Source organism: Flavobacterium pectinovorum, assembly GCF_006438875.1.
In the GTDB taxonomy this organism is placed as follows: domain Bacteria; phylum Bacteroidota; class Bacteroidia; order Flavobacteriales; family Flavobacteriaceae; genus Flavobacterium; species Flavobacterium pectinovorum_A.
Genome location: NZ_RCZH01000010.1, coordinates 145,061 through 166,845, shown reverse-complemented (window position 1 = coordinate 166,845; position 21,785 = coordinate 145,061). Strand labels below are relative to the sequence as shown.

Sequence of the window (21,785 nt, the reverse complement as noted above, 5' to 3'; positions counted from 1 at the left end):
CAGTAAAATTTTTCTTTTTCTACCATTAAGAAATTAAGAAAAATTAAGCTTGATGCTTTTTATTTTGCCACAGATTATCATGATTAAAAGATTTTAAGCCTCAGTACTAAAATCCCCTCTTCTATGTTCTATGTTCTTTCCTCTTTCTTCTTTCTTCTTAACTAAAATTTGAAATATTCTTTTGCGTTGTTGTAGGAGATATCCTGAACCATTTTTCCTATCCATTCCATGTCGGTTGGAAGTTCGCCGCGTTTGATTTCGTCTCCTAAAAGATTACATAAAATACGTCTGAAATATTCGTGTCTTGGGAATGATAAAAAGCTTCTTGAATCCGTTAGCATTCCAACAAAACAGCTAATTAATCCCATGTTTGAAAGGGCGTTTAATTGCTTTGTCATTCCGTCTTTCTGATCTAAAAACCACCATCCGGACCCAAACTGAACTTTTCCTCTAATGCTTCCATCATTGAAATTTCCAATCATGGTTGCCATCACTTCATTGTCAGCAGGATTTAAGTTATAAATGATTGTTTTCGTCAATTTATCTTTACTGTCTAATGCATTTAAAAAAGAAGATAATTTTTGTGCCTGCGGAAAATCACTAATAGAATCCCAACCTGTATCCGGTCCTAAAATCCTGTGCATACGCGCATTATTATTTCTTAAAGCTCCTAAATGAAATTGCTGTACCCATCCAAACTCATGATAAGTCTCTGATAAAACCAATAAAATTGCGCTCTGGAATTTCAGTCCTTCTTCTGGACTTATAGTTTGATTTTCTCTTTTCTTTTTAAAGATGGAATTGATTTCACTTTCTGTAAAGTTTTCAAAATAAATCTGATCTAAACCGTGATCACTTAATTTACAGCCATTTGAATGAAAAAATTCAATTCTGTTTCTTAACGCATTGCATAAATCTGAATACGTGTTAATTGCAATTCCGGACACATCCCCTAATGTGTCCAGATATGCATTATAACCATCATTAGAAATTAAGATGGCTTTATCAGGTCTGAAAGCCGTACTCATTTTAGTTCCAATTGGATTTTTTGCCAGTTTCTGGTGAAACTCTAAACTATCAATGGGATCTTCGGTGGTACAAACTACTTCAGCGTTTACTTTTTTAAGGAGGTTTTGTGTGCTGTAAGCTTCAGAGTTTATCTTTTCTGAAGTTTCGATATAGATTCTCTCTGCCGATTTTTCGTTCAATAAATCGTAGATATCAAAATAACGAGCCAATTCTAAGTGTGTCCAGTGATACAAAGGATTACGCATCGTGTATGGAACGGTTTTTCCCCAATTTAAGAACTTATCTTTATCAGAACCACTTCCGGTTATAAATTGCTCATTTACACCCAAAGTACGCATTGCGCGCCATTTGTAGTGATCTCCATTGATCCAAACCTGTGTTATATTGTCAAAAATTTTATCTTCGGCAATAAACTGAGGATTCAAATGATTGTGATAATCTATTATAGGCTGATTTTTAGAATAGTTATGATACAATTCTTCAGCAAATTTATTTTCAAGTAAAAAATTATCGTTTATGAAGGTTTGATTTGCGCTCATGTCTTTTTAATATAATTGAGATTATGCTTCGTTTGATGGTTTACCAATTGTTGCCAGGATTCCACCATCTACATATAAAATGTGACCGTTTACAAAGTCACTTGCTTTTGAAGATAAAAATATCGCTGCTCCCGCTAAATCACCCGGATCGCCCCACTTTGCAGCAGGAGTTCTACTGATAATGAAATCATTGAATGGATGTCCGTCAACTCGAATTGGTTTCGTTTGTTCCGTTGCAAAATATCCCGGGCCAATTCCGTTGATTTGTACGTTGTATTTTGCCCATTCTGTTGCCATGTTTTTGGTCAGCATTTTCAAGCCTCCTTTAGCTGCAGCATAAGCGCCAACCGTATTTCGTCCCAATTCGCTCATCATCGAACAGATATTGATGATTTTGCCTTGTCTTCTTTCGATCATTCCTTTGGCAACATGTTTTGAAACGATAAAAGGAGACACCAAATCAATGTCAATTACTTCTTTAAAATCAGCAACTTCCATTTCGATTAACGGAATTCTTTTGATAATTCCGGCGTTGTTAATCAGGATGGCAATGGGTCCAACTTCACTTTCAATTTTCTGAATAGCCGTAATTACTTCTTTTTCATCGGTTACATTAAATTTATAACCAACAGCTTTTATTCCTTCTTGTTTTAATTCGTTTACAGCATCATCAATTTTTTGCTGAGAAGAATTTCCGTTCACTATAATTGTTGCTCCGGCTTCGCCTAAACCTTTTGCCATTGCCAGTCCCAGTCCGTGTGTACTTCCTGTGATTAGGGCAATTTTTCCTTTTATATCAAATAAATCTATCATGATTCTTATCTTAAATCTGTGATTTTACAAACGTCCATATCTCCGTAGTCTAAGTTCTCACCTGCCATTCCCCAGATAAAAGTATAATTACTGGTTCCTGATCCTGAGTGAATTGACCACGGCGGAGAAATAACTGCCTGATGATTGTTCATCCAGATATGTCTGGTTTCCTGTGGTTGTCCCATAAAATGACAAACTGCTTGATTTTCCGGAATATCCAAATAGAAATAAACTTCCATACGACGATCGTGAACGTGTGCCGGCATGGTATTCCAAACACTTCCCGGTCTTAGTTCTGTCATTCCCATTTGTAATTGACAAGTTGTTACAACACTTCCAATAATCATTTGGTTAACTGTTCTGTGATTTGCCGTTTCCATAGCTCCAAGTTGTAGTTTATTGGCTTCAGCCAAACTCACTTTTACCGTTGGATACGTTGTATGTGCCGGTGCCGAATTAATATAAAATTTAGCAGGATTCTTGCTGTCATCGCTTTTGAAGACTACTTCTTTATTTCCGCTTCCGATATACAAAGCGTCTTTAAAACCTAGTTCAAAAGATTTTCCTTCGACAACAATAGAACCGCTTCCGCCAACATTGATAATTCCTATTTCTCTTCTTTCCAGAAAATAACTCGCTTTAAGCGGATCAATACTTTCTAATGTCAAATCGCCCTTTACAGGAACTGCAGATCCGGCAATATATCTATCGTAATGAGAATAGGTTAATACAATTTCATCTGCCTGCATTAAGTCATCAATTAAGAATTCAGATCTTAATTCCTGAGTATCGTATTTTTTTACAGCTTCGGGGCTTGACGCGTATCTTGAACTATATTTTGTCATAATTTTATTTTAATGTAATCGATTGCACAAAAGTAAATTATTATTTTAAAATACCTTTTAGATTCGTTATAAAAATTTGCGAAATCTTATAAATCCGTTATTGGTCTGTATTTAGGTACTAATGCTTTCATCACGCACCAACCAGTTAAGTAACAAACGGCGCAAATGGAGAAAATGATAAAGTATCCCGCTTCAATACCTTTAAAGCCCATGAAAGACATATTGGTTTCTTTGCTATAGTCGAATAACAAACCTGATCCTTTATTGATTATAGTAGAACCAACACCTCCGGCTAAACCGCCAATTCCGGTAATAGTTGCGATTGCTTTTTTAGGAAACATATCGCCTACTGTTGTAAAAATATTTGCCGACCAAGATTGATGTGCTGCAAGTGAAATACCAATAATAATTACTGGTAACCAATAGCTTATATATCCAAGTGGCTGTGCAAATAATGCTAATATTGGGAAAAACGCAAAAATCAACATCGCTCTCATTCTTCCTTCGTACGGATTCATTCCTTTTTTCTCCACAAAATAAGTGGGTAACCAACCTCCAATAATAGAGAGGAGTGTAATCAAATACAGCACGAATAATGGCAAAGCTGATTGGGTTGAATCCATTCCGTAAACCGAACTTAAATAGGCAGGTGTCCAGAATAAAAAGAACCACCAAACACCATCTGTCATGAATTTACCAAAAGCAAAAGCCCATGTTTGTTTGTATTTAAAACAATCTGCAAAGGATACTTTTGCATCTGTTTCAGGCACATATCCTACTAATTTACTATCTGCGATAACATCTTGTTGTATATATTCTAATTCAGCAGCTGAAACTTTTGAATGTTTTTCCGGTTTATCATACATAAAAACCCAAAATCCCATCCAGATAAAACCAAGCGCACCAATTATAATAAATGACATTTCCCAACCAAAAGATTTCGCAATAAAAGGAATTGATATTGGAGCTGCCAATGCGCCTACAGTAGCGCCGGCATTGAAAATACTAGTAGAAAAAGCTCTGTCTTTTTTAGGAAAATATTCTGCTGTTGTTTTGATCGCCGCAGGAAAATTTCCAGCTTCACCAATTGCCAAAACAAAACGGGCAAAAATGAACAATGTAACACTTACATTAATTACCAATCCGGTGTCTTTTATCAAATGAATAGCATCTTTAGCCACTTCAAAACCAATAAACCAATTTCCTGTAATATATCCTGCTGTTGCAATACCGCAAAATGCATGCAAACAAGCTCCGAAAGACCAAATCCCGATCGCCCAAAGAAATCCTTTTTTAGTATCTAACCAATCCACAAAGCGTCCCGCAAACAATAAAGAAACCGCATAAAATATAGAAAATAATGCTGTGATATTTCCATAATCATTATTTGTCCAATGAAATTCAGGTGCAATAAAATCGCTCCATGTCAAAGAAAGCACTTGTCTGTCTAAATAATTGATTGTGGTTGCAAAAAAAAGCAATGCGCAAATACTCCAACGGTACTTTCCTGTAGTTTTTTTAGTTTCGCTCATAATAACTGCATGTAATTGACTCATGGTACTGATTTATTATAAAATTTGTGGTTTTTGGTCTTTCAATTTCATTATTTCTTCAAAGAATAATTAAATCCATAGATTCAAATTCAATAAAAAAAGAAATAATGTAATCGATTGCACAAATATACTTTTAAATCTTTATATTCCAAATAATTTATATAAAAAATTAATTTAAGTCAATAAATAAACACATCACACAAAAAAATTAAACCATAATTACATATTAAACAATATATTTGTTAAATCGTATTTTTTATAAAAAACCATATTTATCCTTGAAAAACAGTGTTAAAAGCAAGTCTTTTGCAAGCTCTTTTTGATTTGTTTTTTAATATTCGAAAAATGAATTTATTTTTAAAGATTTTACAACTTAAATCAACTTTTATAAAGTAAATTACAACCCGATTGCAACAACCCTAAATACTTTTAAAATTGAAAAAATTAAAAAACCAATTATTCAAGAAAGCACTACTAATTCCGACACTGTTTTTAGCACTTATGAATTCTTTACAAGCACAAAATTTTCAACCAATACCACTTTGGGATAAAATTCCAGGAGAAATTGAAGATTTAAATTATCGGGAAAATGTTGGCCTAAACATTTCGAATGGAACAATAGAAAGCATTAGTTTGGTTAAAACTCCAACTTTAACTGTTTATCTTCCTAATAAAACAAAACCTAATGGAACCTCTGTAATTATTCTTCCAGGCGGAGGATATCAGCATTTGGCTTATGATAAAGAAGGAGTTAAAGTAGCTGAATGGTTTAATAGTTTAGGTATTACAGCATTTGTTTTAAAATATCGTTTACCAAGTGATTTAATCATGACAAACAAAAACATTGGACCATTACAAGATGCCCAGCAAGCAGTACGCTATGTACGCCAAAATGCTGCAAAATGGAATATTGATCCAAATAAAATTGGTGTTTTAGGATTCTCTGCAGGCGGACATTTGGCTTCGACTCTAGCAACTCACTATGACGATAAAGTGTACGAATCAACATTAAAAGTAAGTGCAAGACCAGATTTCTCTCTTTTGATTTATCCTGTAATTTCTATGCAAAATGACATTACCCATAAAGGTTCACAAACAAGTTTATTAGGCAATAATCCTTCACAGGAATTAATAGATTCTTTTTCTAATGAAAAAAAAGTAACCGCACAAACGCCGCCAACTTTCCTGATTCATGCTACAGATGATACGGTGGTTTTGCCCGAAAACAGTATTAACTATTACTTAGCGCTCAAAAAAAATGGAGTTTCGGCAGAAATGCATATTTACGAAAAAGGCGGACATGGTTTTGGTTTAGGCGTTAACGATAGCAGTAAATACTGGACCAGAGATTGCGAAGAATGGCTGAAAACTCATGGGTATAAAAATTAACATATAAATGATTTTGCCACTAATTTCGCGAATAAACACGAATTAAATTAGTGTAAATTGGTGGAATTCGTGGCAACAATTTTACACAAATAACAATCCATAAAATCATTTTATCCCGATAGCTATCGGGAGTGGCTAAAAACAAAAAAGGGTTTTTAGAATCAGTTAAAAAACCAAATCTAAAAACCCTATAAAAATTAGACAGTGTTGTACTCTTGCAAATTTATACAAACCTACCCACGATCAAATGAATACGCCCAATTTTCATTGTAATAAAAAAATTGTTTCTCCAAAAACAGTTTTAACCATAGAATCAATATGATGTTTAAAAAAGGCAAAAACATTATATCCTCTGATTTCTATACCACAAAGCTACAAGCTACTTTTATGACTTCATTACGGCTTTCCTCATTTTACTAAAAAAAATCACTTTTTTATCTCCTAAAAAATATAATCTATTGTTTGCGATTTAGTTAGGAATATTTTTTAACAAAAGTTTATTTTTTGTTGCACTATGCCGATGCTTCAGTACTTAGGTTCTAGGTTACTAAGACTTTAACCTATTGTTAATTTAAATTCCTAAGACTAACACGATAGCTATTAAGACCAAGATTTCTTGTTCCAGATTAAGTTGAAAACTATAACTTCTGAAATACATTTGCTAAATAAATTATATGTTCTTTTTAAGGTTGCTAAGATTTGTCGCAAAGATTTCTTGTTCTAGATTAAGTTGAAAACTATAATTTCTGAAATACATTTGTCAGGTAAATTAGTTTTTTTTAGTTACTGAGTGACTAAGTTACTAAGGCACTGAGTTTAAAAATCGACAAAAGCTCAGAATCTTAGAAACTAAATAAGAACTTATTCTAGATTAAGTTTAATTGGTTTTATAAATAATAAATTTGTCAAGTAAAATAGAAGTTCTGATAAGATCTAAAAAGATTAAAAACTTAGCGACTCAGTATCTTAGAAACTTAGAATCTTTTTTTTAAAGAACCTAAAAAATGAAAAAAATGAAAACATTTGAATTCTTAATACTCGGAAAAAACCAGCCTATTTTGGAGATCTTACTTAGATTGGTAAATGCATACGAAAATTGGAATGCAGTTGACTTTAGTGACGAAAAGCTGGCGGAAGAATATTTTCAAAATCACAAAATCGATATTGTTCTATTGAGTTCCGGAATCGAAGATCATGTCGAAAAAGAGTTTACCCTTTTCTGTTTAAAAGAACAACCCAATGTCGAAGTTATAGAACATTTTGGCGGCGGAAGCGGTTTACTAAAATCAGAAATCGAACACAGATTATATCTTAAAGGAAAAATTTAGGTACCCAAATTTTTCACATCAATGCCTTTTTATTAACACATTTACGAAGATCGCCTAATCGTTGACGATATATCGTTAAAATCACTATTGCCTTTTTTTAAAAAATCGTTTAAAATCAACGCCTTACAAACAAGGCACTGCTTTTGAACGCAATAAACTGAAAATCAAACTGAATACAAATTTTAAAAACCTTTTTAATAACAAACAAAATTACATTATCATGAAAAAATTAATCTTAACAGCAGTTTTAATAGTAGTAACATTTATTGGCTTTGCCCAAAAACCAAGCCCGGCATTATTAAGTCCAACAAACCATACTTTGGTTCTTATTGATTACGAAAGCCAAATGGCATTTGCCGTAGGAAGTACTCCAATTGACCAACTTCGCAACAATACCGCTTTGGTAGCCGGGGCTTCAAAAATATTTAATGTTCCCACAATTGTAACAACCGTAGCCGAAAAATCATTCAGCGGACCTGTTTTCCGCGAAATTGAAGAATTTTATCCACAAAAAACTTCAAATTATATTGACCGTACCTCAATGAATACCTGGGAAGATGCTCCTGCATACAAAGCCATCACTGGAAAAGGCAAAAAGAAAATCGTCTTTGGAGGTTTATGGACAAGCGTTTGTATCGTTGGACCAACATTATCAGCAATCAGTGAAGGTTATGATGTTTATGTAATCACCGATGCAAGTGCAGACGTTTCTAAAGAAGCGCATGAAATGGCGATAACTCGTATGGTTCAGGCAGGTGCTCACCCAATAACTTCATTGCAATATTTACTGGAATTACAACGCGATTGGGCACGTCAGGAAACTTATGTAGCCGTTACTGATCTTGCTAAGAAATATGGTGGTGCTTATGGCGTAGGTATTCAATATGCTCACGAAATGCTTAAACATTAATTATAAATTAAAAATTGAGAATTAAAAATTAAAAATCTGCTAAATCTGCGTGACAAAATTAAACACATAGAAACATTTTAATTTTTAATTCTCAATTTTTAATTAAATCTACCCAAAACCTTATAAACCCAAGATCATGAAACTAAAAACCATATTACCAGCATTACTTTTAATTCTCTCCCTTCCTATTTTTGCTCAAGGCAAAAGTGCCACACTTATCGTTCATCATGCTGTTATTCATACGCTTGACGACAAAAATACAATTGTCGAAGCTATGGCTGTTGCCGATGGAAAAATCCTGAAAATCGGAAAAAACAGCGATATTTTAAAATTAAAAAACAAAAACACAACTGTAATTGATGCCAAAGGAAAAGTGATCATTCCGGGAATATTTGATTCTCATATGCACATTATCCGTGGCGGAAGATTCTTTAATACCGAATTGCGCTGGGACGGCGTTCGTACTTTAAAAAGAGCTTTGGCTATGCTAAAAGAACAAGCACAAAGAACTCCAAAAGGACAATGGGTTCGCGTTGTAGGCGGATGGAATGCCTATCAGTTTGAAGAAAAAAGATTACCAACTTTAGCCGAAATAAACGAAGCTACAGGCGATGTTCCAACATTTGTCCTTCATTTATACGGTCACGCTTATTTGAATAAAGCCGGATTGGAAGCTTTAAAAATTGACGCCAATACTCCAAATCCAAATGGCGGACTTGTAGAAAAAGATGCCAACGGAAACCCAACCGGATTATTAGTGGCAGAACCAAATGCTTTTATTTTATACTCGACACTTTCTAAATTACCGGAATTAACTGCTGACGAAAAAATAAATTCGACTAAACAATTTATGACCGAAATGAATCGTCTTGGCGTAACAGCCATTATTGATGCCGGCGGTGGATTTCAAAACTTTCCTGGCGACTACGGCGTGACAAACGGTTTGTGCAAAGACGACGGACTTACGATTAGAATGCCGTATTATTTGTTTGCTCAAAAAGCAGGAAACGAATTGAATGACTATTCAAAATGGGTCAGCACGGTAGAAATTGGTGAAGGTTGCGACGATCACGACGAAAATAAAGTAGAATATCACGCACAAGGCGCGGGAGAAAATTTGGTAATGAGTGCCGGAGATTTCGAAAATTTTGATAAACCAAGACCAGAATTAAGTCCGGCAATGGAAGGTCAGTTAAAAGAAGTTTTATCTTTATTGGTTAAAAACAGATGGCCCTTTAGAATTCACGCAACTTATAATGAAAGCATTACCCGTTTTTTGAATGTTATCGAAGACATCAATAAAGAAACTCCACTAAAAGGACTTTTATGGTTTTTCGATCATGGAGAAACAGTTTCTGACGAAAATTTAAAACGTATCAAAGCTTTAAACGGAGGTTTGGCAATTCAGCATAGAATGGCGTATCAGGGAGAAAGTTTCATCAAAAGATATGGTAAAACCGCTGCTGCAAATACAGTTCCGCTAAAGAAAATCCTTGCAATGGGAATCAAAGTCGGAATGGGAACTGACGGAACTCGTGTTGCCAGTTACAATCCGTGGGTTGGTTTATATTGGTTAACTACAGGAAAAACTCTCGGCGGCATGAAATATATGGCTGACGAAAATATTCAGGACAGAACTATGGCGCTAAAGCTTTTTACTTACGGAAGTGCACAATTGATTAATTTAGAAAAAGATCGCGGAATGTTGACAGCAAATAAACTAGCTGATTTTGCCATACTTTCTGATGATTATTTCAACACTGCCGAAGAGAAAATCTTAAACATCGAATCAGAACTTACGGTTGTCAACGGAAAGGTAGTTTATGCAAATGATACTTTTAGAACATTTGCTGCACCAACTCCAAAAGCAATTCCGGATTGGAGCCCAGTAAATTATTTTGGTGGATATCAAAAAAACTAATTATTATGAAATCGCCACTAAATAGATTTTTGCGAAAGCAAAAACCATTAAATAAAAGGCGATAACATATAAGACCAATAACAAATAACTTTTACATATATGAAAACATTATTCCGATTATTGTTGCTTTTGGGAATTATTTTTTCTGCAAATGCACAACAAAAGCCAGTTTTTCAAAAGCTGCGATATGACGATGATTTGACTTATCTAAAGGATTCTACCAGAAATTGGTACGAGAAAATCAAGTATATTCCGTTAGGAAAAAATGACCATTATTACGCTACTATTGGCGGTGAAGCGAGATTACAATATACCTACACCGTAAATGACAAATGGGGCGATGATTCTGATGAAGGCGACGGTTATTTACTTTCCCGTTATCTGCTTCATGCGGATGTTCATTTGGGAATTTTCAGAACTTTTGTTGAATTGCAAAGCAGTTTAGCCAACAGTAAAATTGATCCAAGTCCTGTTGACGAAAATCAGTTGGACTTTCATCAGGCTTTTTTAGATATTGATTTTATAAAAAATCCAAACGAACGATTTACATTACGTTCCGGAAGACAGGAAATGTCGTATGGTTCGCAGCGTTTAATAGCTGTTCGTGAAGGACCAAACAGCCGACTTGCTTTTGACGCAGTAAAGCTATTTTATAAAAAAAACAACTGGCAAACTGATGCATTTTACACGCACCCAATTGCTAATAAAACAGGAACTTTTAATGATAATTTCAATGAGAATGCTCAATTCTGGGGAAGTTATACTGTAATTCATAAAGTGCCTTTTATTCAGAATATCGATTTCTATTATTTAGGTTTATGGAAAAGAAGGGCCGTTTTTAATGATGCTATTGGCGAAGAAAACAGACAATCTATTGGAACCAGAATCTGGAAAAATAAAGGAAGCTGGAAATATGATTTTGAAGGATTATACCAATTCGGAACCATAAATCAAAAAACAATTTCAGCCTGGACACTTTCTTCTTTTGCTTGTTATACTTTCGAAAATATAAAATTCAGTCCCGAAATCGGACTTAAAACAGAAATTATTTCAGGAGATAAACATTCAGATGACAATCATTTAGAAACCTTTAATCCCTTATATCCCAGAGGCGCTTATTTTGGATTGGTTGCTTTAATTGGTCCATCCAATTTAATTGATATTCATCCTTCTATTAATTTTACTTTAACTGAAAAATTAGGACTTGGATTTGATTATGATATTTTTTGGAGACAATCTTTAAGTGATGGTTTATACGCTCCAAATATGCAATTATTGTATTCAGGAAAAGATACGACAGAACGTTTTATAGGTTCTCAATTAATTGCAAATTTAGATTATACCGCAAATGATTTTCTATCATTCACATTAGAAACCGGCTGGTTTGATGCCGGAGCATTCTTAAAAGAAGTTGGTACAGGAAAAGATTATTTTTATGCAGCTTTGACAGCACAGTTTAAATTTTGATTTTAAAGAATCGCAGATTCGGTTTATTTTGTAGGGACGGATTTTAATCCGTCCATTATGCGCAAAGATTATTTTATGCAGCTTTGACAGCAGAATTTAAATTTTAGAAATCAATGAATTGAATCTTGAGCCTAATATTGATTAAAAAATCGCGCAAAGTCGCAAAGACGCCCAGTTTACATACATTTTCTTTGCGACTTTGCGACTTTGCGCGAGATTTTATTCGGCAATATTCCTTTAACTTAATGACATTGAGCTAAAGCTGGGAGGCTAGTCAATAAATCAAATACTCAAAAACTTGGCAAGTTTTTAATCACAATAAGTATAAAGAGCCTTAAGACGTACCGAGGCTTCGGGATCAATCCGTCCATTATGATTTATTTACAGAGATGGATTTTAATTTGCGTGCATCGATTAATAAGAAATTTATAGTATTTTTGAGATAACAAATTTAGACCAATACCTCAAAAATAAATTTCCGAACATGAAAAAAAGTATCCTTGTATTATTAGTCTGTTTCTCTTTTCAGATAGGAACCTCACAAAAAATATATTTTGATAAAAACAACTTTAAAGATAGCTTGACAGTTAGCAAAAGCATGCCTTTATTAGCAAAGAAATTACTGCCGATTTATAAAAACGATAATAAAGCTACTTTCTTAGACAGTTACGCAAGAATACAGTTTGTTGCAGGAGATTACAAAGCAATGCAGCAAACTTTGGTTACCTATTCACAAGAAATATTAGGCGATAGTATCGTGAATAGACCTTTGGGATTTATCTATAAAACATATGCCCGAACAATTACAAAAGAACCAAAATCAAAAACAGATTTTGAAAATATCTATACTTCTGAATTTTACAAATTATACAACAGTTTTGACGATGATGGAAAAACCTGGGCCGAAGGTTATTATGAAATAAAACTGGACGAAATAAAAAGCAATTACGAATCTAAATTAAAAACTGCTCAAACAAACGACAGTATTAGTATCGAAGATGCAGCCGTTTTATGCAGACAATATTCCCGTTATTTTATTTACAGTAAAACACTTTCTATCGCTAGCAAAATAATTGCAAAAATAGAATCTGACACTTACATTATTGATAAAAACATCATTATAACATTACCAAACGGAAGCACAGTTTCTGGTACGATGGTTAAAAATAAAAAGGTATCTGAGCCACAACCCGTGGTCATGAGGTATAATATTTATGCCGGAAATGAATTAAGTCAATGCAAAGAAATTGCCAATATGGGTTATGTTGGTTTTGTGGCAAATACAAGAGGTAAACGTCTAAGTAATGATCCAATTGAGCCTTATGAACATGATGGCAATGATGCTTATCATATTCTGGATTGGATCAGTAAGCAATCCTGGTGTAATGGCAAAATAGGTTTATACGGCGGAAGTTATCTGGGATTTGCGCAATGGAGTGCCATGAAGAAAGTACATCCTGCATTAAAAACAATTGTACCACAGGTTTCTGTTGGTGCGGGAATCGATTTTCCTATGCAAAATGGTATATTTATGAGCTATGCTTTAAGATGGATTCATTTTGTAGCTAATAATAAATTAACAGATTTCAACGATTTTCAAAACAGTAAAAAATGGGATGAAGTTTTTACTCAATATTATAAAACAGGCAGTAGTTTTAGAACTCTCGATCAAATAGAAGGCAATCCCTCTCCATTGTTTCAAAGATGGTTAGATCATCCTGCTTATGATAAATACTGGCAGGATATGACGCCTCAAAAAGAAGCTTTTGCCAACATCAATATTCCAATTTTGAGTACTACGGGATATTATGATGACGATCAGCTTGGTGCAATGTATTATTATAAGCAATATCAGAAATACAATAAAACAGATAATTATTATCTAATTATTGGACCTTATGATCACGGTGGATCACAAAGATCTCCAAAAAAAGAATTAGGGGGATATACCTTAGATGAGGCCGCTATTATTCCGATAAATACAATTGTTTTTCAATGGTTTGATTATATTTTAAAAGGCGCTAAACGTCCCGAGATTTTAAAGGATAAAGTAAACTTTGAAATCATGGGTAAAAACGAATGGAAAAGCGTTCCGTCATTAGATAAGATGCACAATCAGGATCTTACTTTTTATTTGGCGAATAACGATAAGAAATATTCGCTGCAAAAAACAGCACCTAAAAAAGTGACTTCTTTTGATCAGACAGTTGATTTTACAGATCGTTCAGAGATTAATATCTATAGTGATGATTCTGTAAATGGCTTCTCAAGTGTAATAGATTCTATTTTAAAGCCTGAAAAACAACTGTTAGTTTTTGAAAGTGATCCAATCTCAGAACCTTTAATTATTAGTGGTTCATTAAAAGCTTCTTTAAAAATAAGCATCAACAAAAAAGATATTGATATGCAGGTGCAGCTTTATGAAAAAACGGCGAATGGCAAATATTTTGCTTTAACCAACAATATACAAAGAGCGAGTCTTGCCAAAGACAGAACCAAAAGACAATTATTGACTCCGAACAAAATTGAAACAATCGACATTAATCAAACCTTTATTATTTCTAAAGAATTACAAAAAGGAAGCTCCATTGTAATCGTAATTGGCGCAAATAAAAATCCAAATTGGGAGGTTAATTATGGTTCCGGTAAAGATGTTAGTTCTGAAACAATTGCTGATGCCAAAGAACCTCTTAAAATAAAATGGTATACAAACAGTTCTATTACGCTTCCAATTTTAAAATTGTAATTAATGATGAACGATAAGAAAATAACTCGTGTATTCAAATTATTATTAGGATGCTTATTCATGATTTTTCTTTCATGGTTTTTTAGCTTTTTAGTAAGGTACTTTGATCTTTATAATAGTGATTTTGCTCATTTCATATATTATATATCTTATTTTGCAATTATTATATCTTTTTATTTAGGAATTATATTATTCCTTTTTTTAATCTATTTAGTAATAAGGAAATTCATTTCAAAAAAGACATAGATCCGGATCGGAGCAAAACTATTTTCTAAGCAAATCAATATAAAATGGAAAAGAAATATTCTATCGTGATTCATCCTTCTCAAGCTGTAATTGATTTGATCAAAGAAATGAAAGAATTTTTGGCGCTTAAGGTTGGTTGGTTTAACAGTAAAAATTCTGTGGCGCATATCACGATTTGCGAATTCAAAATTGAAGAATCTCAGATAGATAAATTCAAACAGAAAATCATTAAAATCTGCGATACATTTACGCCATTTCCAGTACATTTAGATCATTATGATTCTTATGACAACGGCGCTTTTTTTATTTCTCCAAATGAAGATTCTAAAATGAATCTAAAACCCATAATGAAAAAAACTCAGGACGCATTGCAGCTTCCAAACCTAATAAAAAGCAATGATCCTCATATTTCTATCGGACGAAAATTAACGCCCGAAAGTCTTAAAATAGCGAGCCATATGTTTACCACAATCGATATGGACTTTTTGTGTGATAATATTGTTTTAAGGGAATTTGATCCAATTAAAAAGCAGTTTTTTGTAATTGATACTTTTCCATTTGGCAGTAATCCTCAGCCTGAGCTTGTTCAGGGGAGTTTGTTTTAGTGATTTTGCCACGAAGACACTAAGGCGCAAAGTTTTTTTAATAAAGAACAATGCAAATAAACTTTGCGCCTTAGTGTCTTCGTGGCAAATAAATCAGCGTGAAAAATTTTTCGTATATTTGAATTTTACAATTTACTCTTATGAAATCACTAGATTCATTTTACGAAGAAATCACCCAAGGCTCAACTATTGAACCAAGTTCCTTATTACCCAACGACATTAAAAAAGAAATAGGTCACTTTAATGTTTTTGATATAAAAGAGCTTTATGAAAGACTAAAAGAAAAACCTAGTATGCCTTATGACCGACGAGCTTATTATAAAATAAGTTTGATAAAAGGGAATAACAGAGCCGAATATGCAGACAAAATAATAGAAATTGAAAAACAAGGACTTTTATTTGCAACTCCAAAAATCCCCTATAATTATTTGCCGCAAGACACCAATCAATCGGGACAATTTTGTGTGTTTACCAGTGAGTTTTTATCGAAAAACAAAAGCGGAATCGACTTAGATGAACTTCCAATTTTTGCTTCAGACGGATATCCGATTTTTCAGCTTACAGATGAAGAAGTTGCAGAAGTAGAATTGATTTTCAACAAAATACAAAAAGAAATCAACTCTGATTATATCTATAAATATGATTTGATTCGGAATTATGTTGCTGAGTTAATTCATTTTGGACAAAAATTACAACCTATAACAGCATTGTATTCTAAACATAATTCGGCTACGAGAGTTTCTTCTTTATTTGCTGAATTATTGGAAAGGCAATTCCCAATAGAATCACCAAACCAACGTTTAGAACTTAGAACTGCCAAAGATTTCGCCGAAAGATTATCAGTGCATGTCAATCATTTAAACAAAGTTTTAAAGGAAAACACTGGAAAAACAACTACAGAATTAATCACTAACCGATTAACAAACGAAGCCAAGATCCTTTTAAAACAAACGGATTGGAATATCTCTGAGATTGCTTTTTCATTGGGTTTTGAAGAATTGGCGCACTTTTCTAACTTCTTTAAAAAACAAACAACATTTACGCCTTTAGCTTTTCGTAGTTAATTTTAGATTGTAGACTTTAGATTGTAGACTTTAGATTATAGATTGTAGATTATAGACTTTTTAATTTGGTCCCGAAGCTTCGGGATTAATAATTGGAATTTAATTTCCCCTGGTTTGAATTTTACAAACTTCGGTTTGATATTTACAACTCTCCAACACTACTTTGCTCCTACCTTTGTTTAATCAATTTAAAAGATCAAAAAAGATGAACTTATCAAACAACAAAATTTTAATAACAGGTGGCGCAACCGGAATTGGACTTGGGTTTACCGAAAGATTTATACAAGAAAACAATACTGTAATTATTATTGGTCGACGTGAATCTGCTTTGGAAGAAGTAAAAGCAAAATTCCCAACTGTAATTACAAAAGTATGTGACTTAGCAGTTGAAGCTGAACGTGTAGCTCTTTATGATTGGATTACGGATAATCACAGCGATTTGAATGTTCTGGTAAACAACGCAGGAATTCAAAAATGGGTTTCGGTTAATGATCCGGGTTTCTATAAAAGCGCAAAAGAAGAAATCGCTACCAATATTGAAGCTCCAATACATTTAACTTCATTATTTATTCAGTTAAAATCGCTTACTACGGTAATGAATGTAACTTCGGGATTGGCATTTTCGCCTTTTGCCAAAGTTCCGGTTTACTCAGCTACAAAAGCATTTTTTCGTTCGTTTTCGATATCACTTCGCCATTTATTAAAAGAGAAAAATATTGAAGTAATCGAAATCATTCCGCCGGCATTAAATACAGATCTTGGAGGTGTTGGTTTACATGACGCACATCCAAGTGTGAGTGATTTTATCGTATCCATTTTCGAACAATTAAAGGATGGAAAAAACGAACTTACTTTTGGAACCAGCGAAACAAGACTTAACGCAAGTGTTCCGGAATTGAAAGCATCATTTGAGGCTTTACACGGAAACTAATAATTTTAAACACATAGAAACATAGATTTAATTAAAAATTGAGAATTAAAAATTAAAAATATTTAGAAATCATGATATTTCAAAAGATGTAATATATTTATTTTGAGTCAAATATCTTTAAATTTTTTTACTCTATGTTTCTATGTGTTTAATTTTCTCTCGCAGATTTTGCAGATTGAGCAGATTTTTAAATCTATTTAATCTTCTAATCTGTGGCAAAAATTTCCATACAATTAATAATAATTAAAAAATAAAAAATGGCAATAAACACAAAAATAGCTTTGGTTACAGGCGGTAGCAGAGGTTTAGGAAAAAATATGGCAATCGCAATTGCAAAAAAAGGAATAGATGTTATCATTACGTATAACAGTAAAAAAGACGAAGGTGACTCAGTTGTCAAAGAAATTGAAAGTTTAGGACAAAAAGCAGCTTCACTTCAATTGAATGTTGCAGATTCGGGAACATTTGACAGCTTTTTTGCAGGTGTTTCTGAAACTTTAAAAAATACTTTTAAAACTGATAAATTTGATTTTCTGGTGAATAATGCGGGAATCGGAATTCACAATTCTTTCATTGGAACAACTGAAGCTGAGTTTGATCAATTGACCAATATTCAATTTAAAGGACCTTTCTTTTTGACGCAAAAAGCACTAAACGTAATGAATGACGGCGGCGGAATTGTCAATATTTCAACTGGTTTGGCAAGATTTTCTTTCCCAGGTTATGCGGCTTATGCTTCTATGAAAGGCGCTATTGAAACATTGACTAAATATCAGGCAAAAGAATTGGGTGAAAGAAAAATCAGAGCAAATGTTGTGGCTCCGGGTGCAATCGAAACTGATTTTGGTGGTGGAGTTGTTCGTGACAATGAGCAATTAAACAAAAACTTAGCAGCATTAACTGCTTTAGGAAGAGTTGGTTTACCGGATGATATTGGTGGAGTTGTTGCCTTTTTATGCACCGAAGATGCCCGTTGGGTAAACGCACAAAGAATTGAAGTTTCCGGCGGAATGAATTTGTAATTCAATTCTATTCTCCATTAAAACGGAATTAAACCCGAAAGTTTTACCCTGAAATAGTTCAGAATAAAACTTTCGGGTTTTTTTATGCTTAATTAAAACGTTTCATAAAATATCACGGACTTGTAACAATTTAATCCTACAGGCGTCTTATCTTAAACTAATCAAAATATGAAACCAAAAAATTTTGAAACTTCTCCTCAATTTTATGCACGAATAGCAGGATTATTATATTTAATTATTATCCTAATAGGCCTGTTCGCTGAAGTCTTTGTTAGAAATAAATTAATTGTTTATGGAGATGCGACCGCCACGGCAAACAATATTATTCATTCTGAGTTTTTGTGGAGATTAGGTATTAGCGCCGATTTAATTATGCATATTTGTGATTTGCCGGTAATGATTATACTTTATTATCTCCTCAAACCTGTAAATAAAAAGCTTGCGCTCCTAAATTTATCTTTTAACTTGATACAAACAGCCGTTTTGGCTGCCAATAAATTAAATCTTCTGGCAGCTTTATTCTTCTTAGGAGATTCCGAATATTTAAAATCTTTCAGTCCTGATCAATTGCATACATTATCTTATCTTTCGATAAAATTGCATGGCTACGGGTTTGGAATTGGTTTGATCTTTTTTGGCTTTGTATGTTTAATTGAAGGATACTTAATTTATAAGTCCGGTTATTTTCCAAAAACGTTAGGCTTTCTAATGGTAATTGCTGGATTTTGTTACTTAATAAACAGTTTTGCTTCAATTGTGGCACCACAGTTTTCCAATTTTGTTTTATTGTTTCCTTGTATTATTGCAGAATTAAGCCTTACACTATGGCTTATTTTTAAAGGCGTAAATCTCACAAAGTGGAAGGAAAAATTAGTCGTTTCGTAATCGTTTCTGATAAAAAATAAATACATAATTAAAAATCAAAACCCGACAAGTTTAAATAAACAAGTCGGGTTTCTCATTTTCAAATATATTGAATTAGTAAGTCTTCTTAATCTTTTTGAACAATGACATCAAAACCGCCGTTTTTATCAAAAACAACATCATAAAATTTTGAGTCTTTTTCTATACCAACTTCATAAGTGGTTTTGTTTTTATCGTCTACCACTACAGCAATTTCGCGAATAGCTTTTGGCGGATAATTTTTCTTTAAATAACTTTGAGCTTTCTGCGGAAGCATGCTTAACGGAATCTGCGTTTCAAATGCTTTTAAAACTCCCAGATTATCATAAACTGCCAACGACTCTGTATTTTCATTTGTTTTGAACTTTCCTTCATATCTGATTTCATCATCATCATCGCCAACATATTTTAAGGTCCAAACGGCAACTTTTCCCGGATATTCCTTTTGAAAAGTAAATAAAACTTTTTCCGGTGGCGTAACTACAGTATTTGGAGCAATTTGACTTTGCGCTGTTAAAAGGTAACTGCAAAGAAAAATTAAAATTAAAAATGTTTTTTTCATAAATCCGATTTTTACATTAATAATACTTTCAATAAAATTACGTTTTTTTTAACAGGAAAAAAGAACTTTTAAAGAATAAGCTATTTTTTTAATCTATCAGACAGCTCTCTTTTATAAGTAATACCTATTGGAAGCTTCTCATTTTTAATAATTACAAAATCTTTTTCTGTGGTATCAATTTTATCCAATGCCACTATATATGATTTATGAATGCGCATAAAACTCTTTTCGGGCAGGCATTTTTCTAATTCACTTGTTGTAATCGATGCCAAATATGTTCTTTTTATGGTGTGTAACTTTACATAATTGCCAAAACTTTGGGCAAACAAAAGCTGATCTAATTCGATGTCCATAAAATAACCATCAACTTTGACGCTTACAGAATTTACAATTGCTTCTTCTGTTTTTGCTTTTACAGTTTCAGTAGCAAAAAAACGATCGACTGCTTTCAAAAATCTAGGAAAATAAATAGGCTTTAAAAGATAATCTATCACACCATAATCATAACTTTCAAGAGCATATTCAGAATAGGCTGTTGTTAGAATCGTTTTAGGATGCGTTGGAATAATCTTTAATAATTCCATTCCTGAAATCTCCGGCATATTGATATCCAAAAACATCAAATCGACTGGATTTTCACGTAAATAATCCATTGCTTCGATACCATTATAGCCCTGAAAAACCAACTCTAATTGCGGATTTTGCTTGATATAATTCGCCAACACATAATGTGCTGCCGGTTCATCATCTACAATTATACATTTTTTAGGTTCTTTCATTCTACAAACTTTTTCAATTGCAATTTCAAATCTACAATATAAGTATTTTTATCGTCCTGAATGTCTAGTTTGTAGTCTTTTCCGTAGATGAGATTCAAACGTTCTATGGTGTTTTTTAAACCTATTTTAGTCGAAACAACATCTGTTTTTTTAGTCGGAATTGAATTTACAAGATGAAGATGTAATTGTCCTTTTTCGACCGTAATAAAAATTCTGACATAACATTTTTCAATCGCGCAAGTTCCGTGTTTAAAGGCATTTTCGATAAAAGCAATCAGCAACATTGGCGAAACTTTATAAGCATTTTCGTTATCGATTTTGCAATCATAAGTGATTTCGCAGCGATACCCTACTCTTTCTTTTTCAAGTTGTACATAACTGTTTATAAACTCGAGTTCATCTTCCAGAGAAACACATTTTTTACTATTACTTTCCAATTGATACCGCATTAATTGCGAAACTTTCATGATCAAATCCGGCGTTCTGTCCGGAAATTCTAAACTAATTCCGTAAAGCGTATTAAAGGTATTGAATAAAAAATGAGGATTCAATTGTCCTTTCAAAGAATTCAGCTGCATTTCGTTGAATAATAACGTTTCTTCCGTTTTCTTTCTGTGAATTCTGTAGAATTTAAAAACAATTATAGGACTTAAAATACAAACTAAAGTCCCCAAAACACTTGCCAATTGATAAACATAACTTCGTTGATGTGAGTTTTGATACAGGCGACAATTGCTAAACATATCAAACTTTGTAATTTCATATAAAATCAAAGAAAAGACAAATACTCCAAAAAGGGTTAAGAATATATAAGTAAGGGGACGTTGGGTCTTGAAAAGAATCGGCAACAGAAAAAATCGATTAAATTGGGCATGCATGTATAAAATAAAGTAGAAAAATATGCCCATTAAAATGGATACAAAAGAACTAAATAACATCCAGTCATTTTTTAATGTATAGATTGTAAATGAAAAGGCAACAACGGCAATTTCCTGCCACCATTTGTTGTCCAATATGTTATCAAATTTTTTATTCATTTTTAAAACTTAAATAGTTTACAAATTAAGCACAAATTTTTAGTTTTTATTTCCATTAAATGACAAATTCAATTGGTCATTTATAACCGTATTACA

Annotated in this window: 18 protein-coding genes; 11 read left to right on the top strand and 7 right to left on the bottom strand. The window is 33.0% G+C overall.

All coding sequences use genetic code 11. The features are described from left to right. Positions 1-161 precede the first annotated feature (161 nt). The 4 genes from uxaC to EAH81_RS16145 form a co-directional block, all read right to left on the bottom strand. A complete protein-coding gene (gene uxaC / locus EAH81_RS16160; protein ID WP_140508951.1) occupies positions 162-1,568 on the bottom strand; it encodes a glucuronate isomerase in 1,407 nt (468 codons plus the stop codon). A gap of 21 nt (positions 1,569-1,589) precedes the next feature. Beyond that, positions 1,590-2,381, bottom strand: coding sequence for a gluconate 5-dehydrogenase (locus tag EAH81_RS16155; protein WP_140508949.1), 792 nt, complete (start codon positions 2,379-2,381; stop codon positions 1,590-1,592). A gap of 5 nt (positions 2,382-2,386) precedes the next feature. Beyond that, positions 2,387-3,226, bottom strand: a complete 840-nt coding sequence (gene kduI / locus EAH81_RS16150; RefSeq protein ID WP_140508946.1) for a 5-dehydro-4-deoxy-D-glucuronate isomerase — start codon at positions 3,224-3,226, stop codon at positions 2,387-2,389. An 86-nt stretch (positions 3,227-3,312) separates the two neighbouring features. After that, on the bottom strand, positions 3,313-4,782 hold the full coding sequence (locus EAH81_RS16145; protein WP_140508943.1) for an MFS transporter: 1,470 nt from the start codon (positions 4,780-4,782) through the stop codon (positions 3,313-3,315). Positions 4,783-5,214: 432 nt separating this feature from the next. Between EAH81_RS16145 and EAH81_RS16140 the strand changes: the two genes are divergently transcribed. The 11 genes from EAH81_RS16140 to EAH81_RS16090 all read left to right on the top strand — a co-directional run bounded on the left by EAH81_RS16140 (position 5,215) and on the right by EAH81_RS16090 (position 19,293). Further along, positions 5,215-6,168: an alpha/beta hydrolase gene (locus EAH81_RS16140; RefSeq protein ID WP_241676575.1), complete on the top strand. Its 954-nt coding sequence runs from the start codon at positions 5,215-5,217 to the stop codon at positions 6,166-6,168. A gap of 1,013 nt (positions 6,169-7,181) precedes the next feature. Next, on the top strand, positions 7,182-7,496 hold the full coding sequence (locus EAH81_RS16135) for a hypothetical protein (protein ID WP_140508941.1): 315 nt from the start codon (positions 7,182-7,184) through the stop codon (positions 7,494-7,496). 220 nt (positions 7,497-7,716) lie between these two features. Beyond that, complete coding sequence (locus EAH81_RS16130; RefSeq protein WP_140508939.1) at positions 7,717-8,406, top strand: hydrolase; 690 nt, start codon at positions 7,717-7,719, stop codon at positions 8,404-8,406. Positions 8,407-8,542: 136 nt separating this feature from the next. After that, entirely contained in the window at positions 8,543-10,327 is a 1,785-nt protein-coding gene (locus EAH81_RS16125; RefSeq protein ID WP_140508937.1) for an amidohydrolase, read from the top strand. 99 nt (positions 10,328-10,426) lie between these two features. Further along, positions 10,427-11,794, top strand: coding sequence for an alginate export family protein (locus EAH81_RS16120; RefSeq protein WP_140508935.1), 1,368 nt, complete (start codon positions 10,427-10,429; stop codon positions 11,792-11,794). A 484-nt stretch (positions 11,795-12,278) separates the two neighbouring features. Next, complete coding sequence (locus EAH81_RS16115) at positions 12,279-14,540, top strand: CocE/NonD family hydrolase (protein ID WP_140508933.1); 2,262 nt, start codon at positions 12,279-12,281, stop codon at positions 14,538-14,540. A gap of 290 nt (positions 14,541-14,830) precedes the next feature. Continuing rightward, the gene (locus EAH81_RS16110; RefSeq protein WP_140508932.1) at positions 14,831-15,391 is read left to right on the top strand and encodes a 2'-5' RNA ligase family protein; all 561 of its coding nucleotides are present in this window, start codon (positions 14,831-14,833) and stop codon (positions 15,389-15,391) included. Between the two features lie 140 nt (positions 15,392-15,531). Continuing rightward, positions 15,532-16,455 carry a helix-turn-helix domain-containing protein gene (locus EAH81_RS16105; protein WP_140508931.1) on the top strand — a complete coding sequence of 308 codons (924 nt, stop codon included), beginning with the start codon at positions 15,532-15,534 and terminating at the stop codon, positions 16,453-16,455. Positions 16,456-16,660: 205 nt separating this feature from the next. Beyond that, positions 16,661-17,386 carry an SDR family oxidoreductase gene (locus EAH81_RS16100; protein ID WP_140508930.1) on the top strand — a complete coding sequence of 242 codons (726 nt, stop codon included), beginning with the start codon at positions 16,661-16,663 and terminating at the stop codon, positions 17,384-17,386. A gap of 257 nt (positions 17,387-17,643) precedes the next feature. Next, positions 17,644-18,408, top strand: a complete 765-nt coding sequence (locus EAH81_RS16095) for an SDR family NAD(P)-dependent oxidoreductase (RefSeq protein WP_140508929.1) — start codon at positions 17,644-17,646, stop codon at positions 18,406-18,408. Between the two features lie 168 nt (positions 18,409-18,576). After that, positions 18,577-19,293 (top strand): DUF4386 domain-containing protein, encoded by a 717-nt coding sequence (locus tag EAH81_RS16090; RefSeq protein ID WP_140508928.1) that lies wholly within the window; start codon positions 18,577-18,579, stop codon positions 19,291-19,293. 106 nt (positions 19,294-19,399) lie between these two features. On the opposite strand, the gene EAH81_RS16085 is transcribed toward EAH81_RS16090, so the two are convergent. The 3 genes from EAH81_RS16085 to EAH81_RS16075 all read right to left on the bottom strand — a co-directional run bounded on the left by EAH81_RS16085 (position 19,400) and on the right by EAH81_RS16075 (position 21,689). After that, complete coding sequence (locus tag EAH81_RS16085) at positions 19,400-19,873, bottom strand: PepSY domain-containing protein (protein WP_140508927.1); 474 nt, start codon at positions 19,871-19,873, stop codon at positions 19,400-19,402. Positions 19,874-19,953: 80 nt separating this feature from the next. Further along, entirely contained in the window at positions 19,954-20,652 is a 699-nt protein-coding gene (locus EAH81_RS16080; protein ID WP_140508926.1) for a LytR/AlgR family response regulator transcription factor, read from the bottom strand. Beyond that, complete coding sequence (locus EAH81_RS16075) at positions 20,649-21,689, bottom strand: sensor histidine kinase (protein WP_140508924.1); 1,041 nt, start codon at positions 21,687-21,689, stop codon at positions 20,649-20,651. Before EAH81_RS16075 ends, EAH81_RS16080 begins: the two co-directional genes overlap by 4 nt. Positions 21,690-21,785: the final 96 nt, after the last annotated feature.

Coding starts and splice junctions, on each gene's coding strand:
- uxaC (WP_140508951.1), bottom strand. CDS start 1,568: ATGAGCGCAAATCAAACCTTCATAAACGATAATTTTTTACTTGAAAAT.
- EAH81_RS16155 (WP_140508949.1), bottom strand. CDS start 2,381: ATGATAGATTTATTTGATATAAAAGGAAAAATTGCCCTAATCACAGGA.
- kduI (WP_140508946.1), bottom strand. CDS start 3,226: ATGACAAAATATAGTTCAAGATACGCGTCAAGCCCCGAAGCTGTAAAA.
- EAH81_RS16145 (WP_140508943.1), bottom strand. CDS start 4,782: ATGAGTCAATTACATGCAGTTATTATGAGCGAAACTAAAAAAACTACA.
- EAH81_RS16135 (WP_140508941.1), top strand. CDS start 7,182: ATGAAAACATTTGAATTCTTAATACTCGGAAAAAACCAGCCTATTTTG.
- EAH81_RS16130 (WP_140508939.1), top strand. CDS start 7,717: ATGAAAAAATTAATCTTAACAGCAGTTTTAATAGTAGTAACATTTATT.
- EAH81_RS16125 (WP_140508937.1), top strand. CDS start 8,543: ATGAAACTAAAAACCATATTACCAGCATTACTTTTAATTCTCTCCCTT.
- EAH81_RS16120 (WP_140508935.1), top strand. CDS start 10,427: ATGAAAACATTATTCCGATTATTGTTGCTTTTGGGAATTATTTTTTCT.
- EAH81_RS16115 (WP_140508933.1), top strand. CDS start 12,279: ATGAAAAAAAGTATCCTTGTATTATTAGTCTGTTTCTCTTTTCAGATA.
- EAH81_RS16110 (WP_140508932.1), top strand. CDS start 14,831: ATGGAAAAGAAATATTCTATCGTGATTCATCCTTCTCAAGCTGTAATT.
- EAH81_RS16105 (WP_140508931.1), top strand. CDS start 15,532: ATGAAATCACTAGATTCATTTTACGAAGAAATCACCCAAGGCTCAACT.
- EAH81_RS16100 (WP_140508930.1), top strand. CDS start 16,661: ATGAACTTATCAAACAACAAAATTTTAATAACAGGTGGCGCAACCGGA.
- EAH81_RS16095 (WP_140508929.1), top strand. CDS start 17,644: ATGGCAATAAACACAAAAATAGCTTTGGTTACAGGCGGTAGCAGAGGT.
- EAH81_RS16090 (WP_140508928.1), top strand. CDS start 18,577: ATGAAACCAAAAAATTTTGAAACTTCTCCTCAATTTTATGCACGAATA.
- EAH81_RS16085 (WP_140508927.1), bottom strand. CDS start 19,873: ATGAAAAAAACATTTTTAATTTTAATTTTTCTTTGCAGTTACCTTTTA.
- EAH81_RS16080 (WP_140508926.1), bottom strand. CDS start 20,652: ATGAAAGAACCTAAAAAATGTATAATTGTAGATGATGAACCGGCAGCA.
- EAH81_RS16075 (WP_140508924.1), bottom strand. CDS start 21,689: ATGAATAAAAAATTTGATAACATATTGGACAACAAATGGTGGCAGGAA.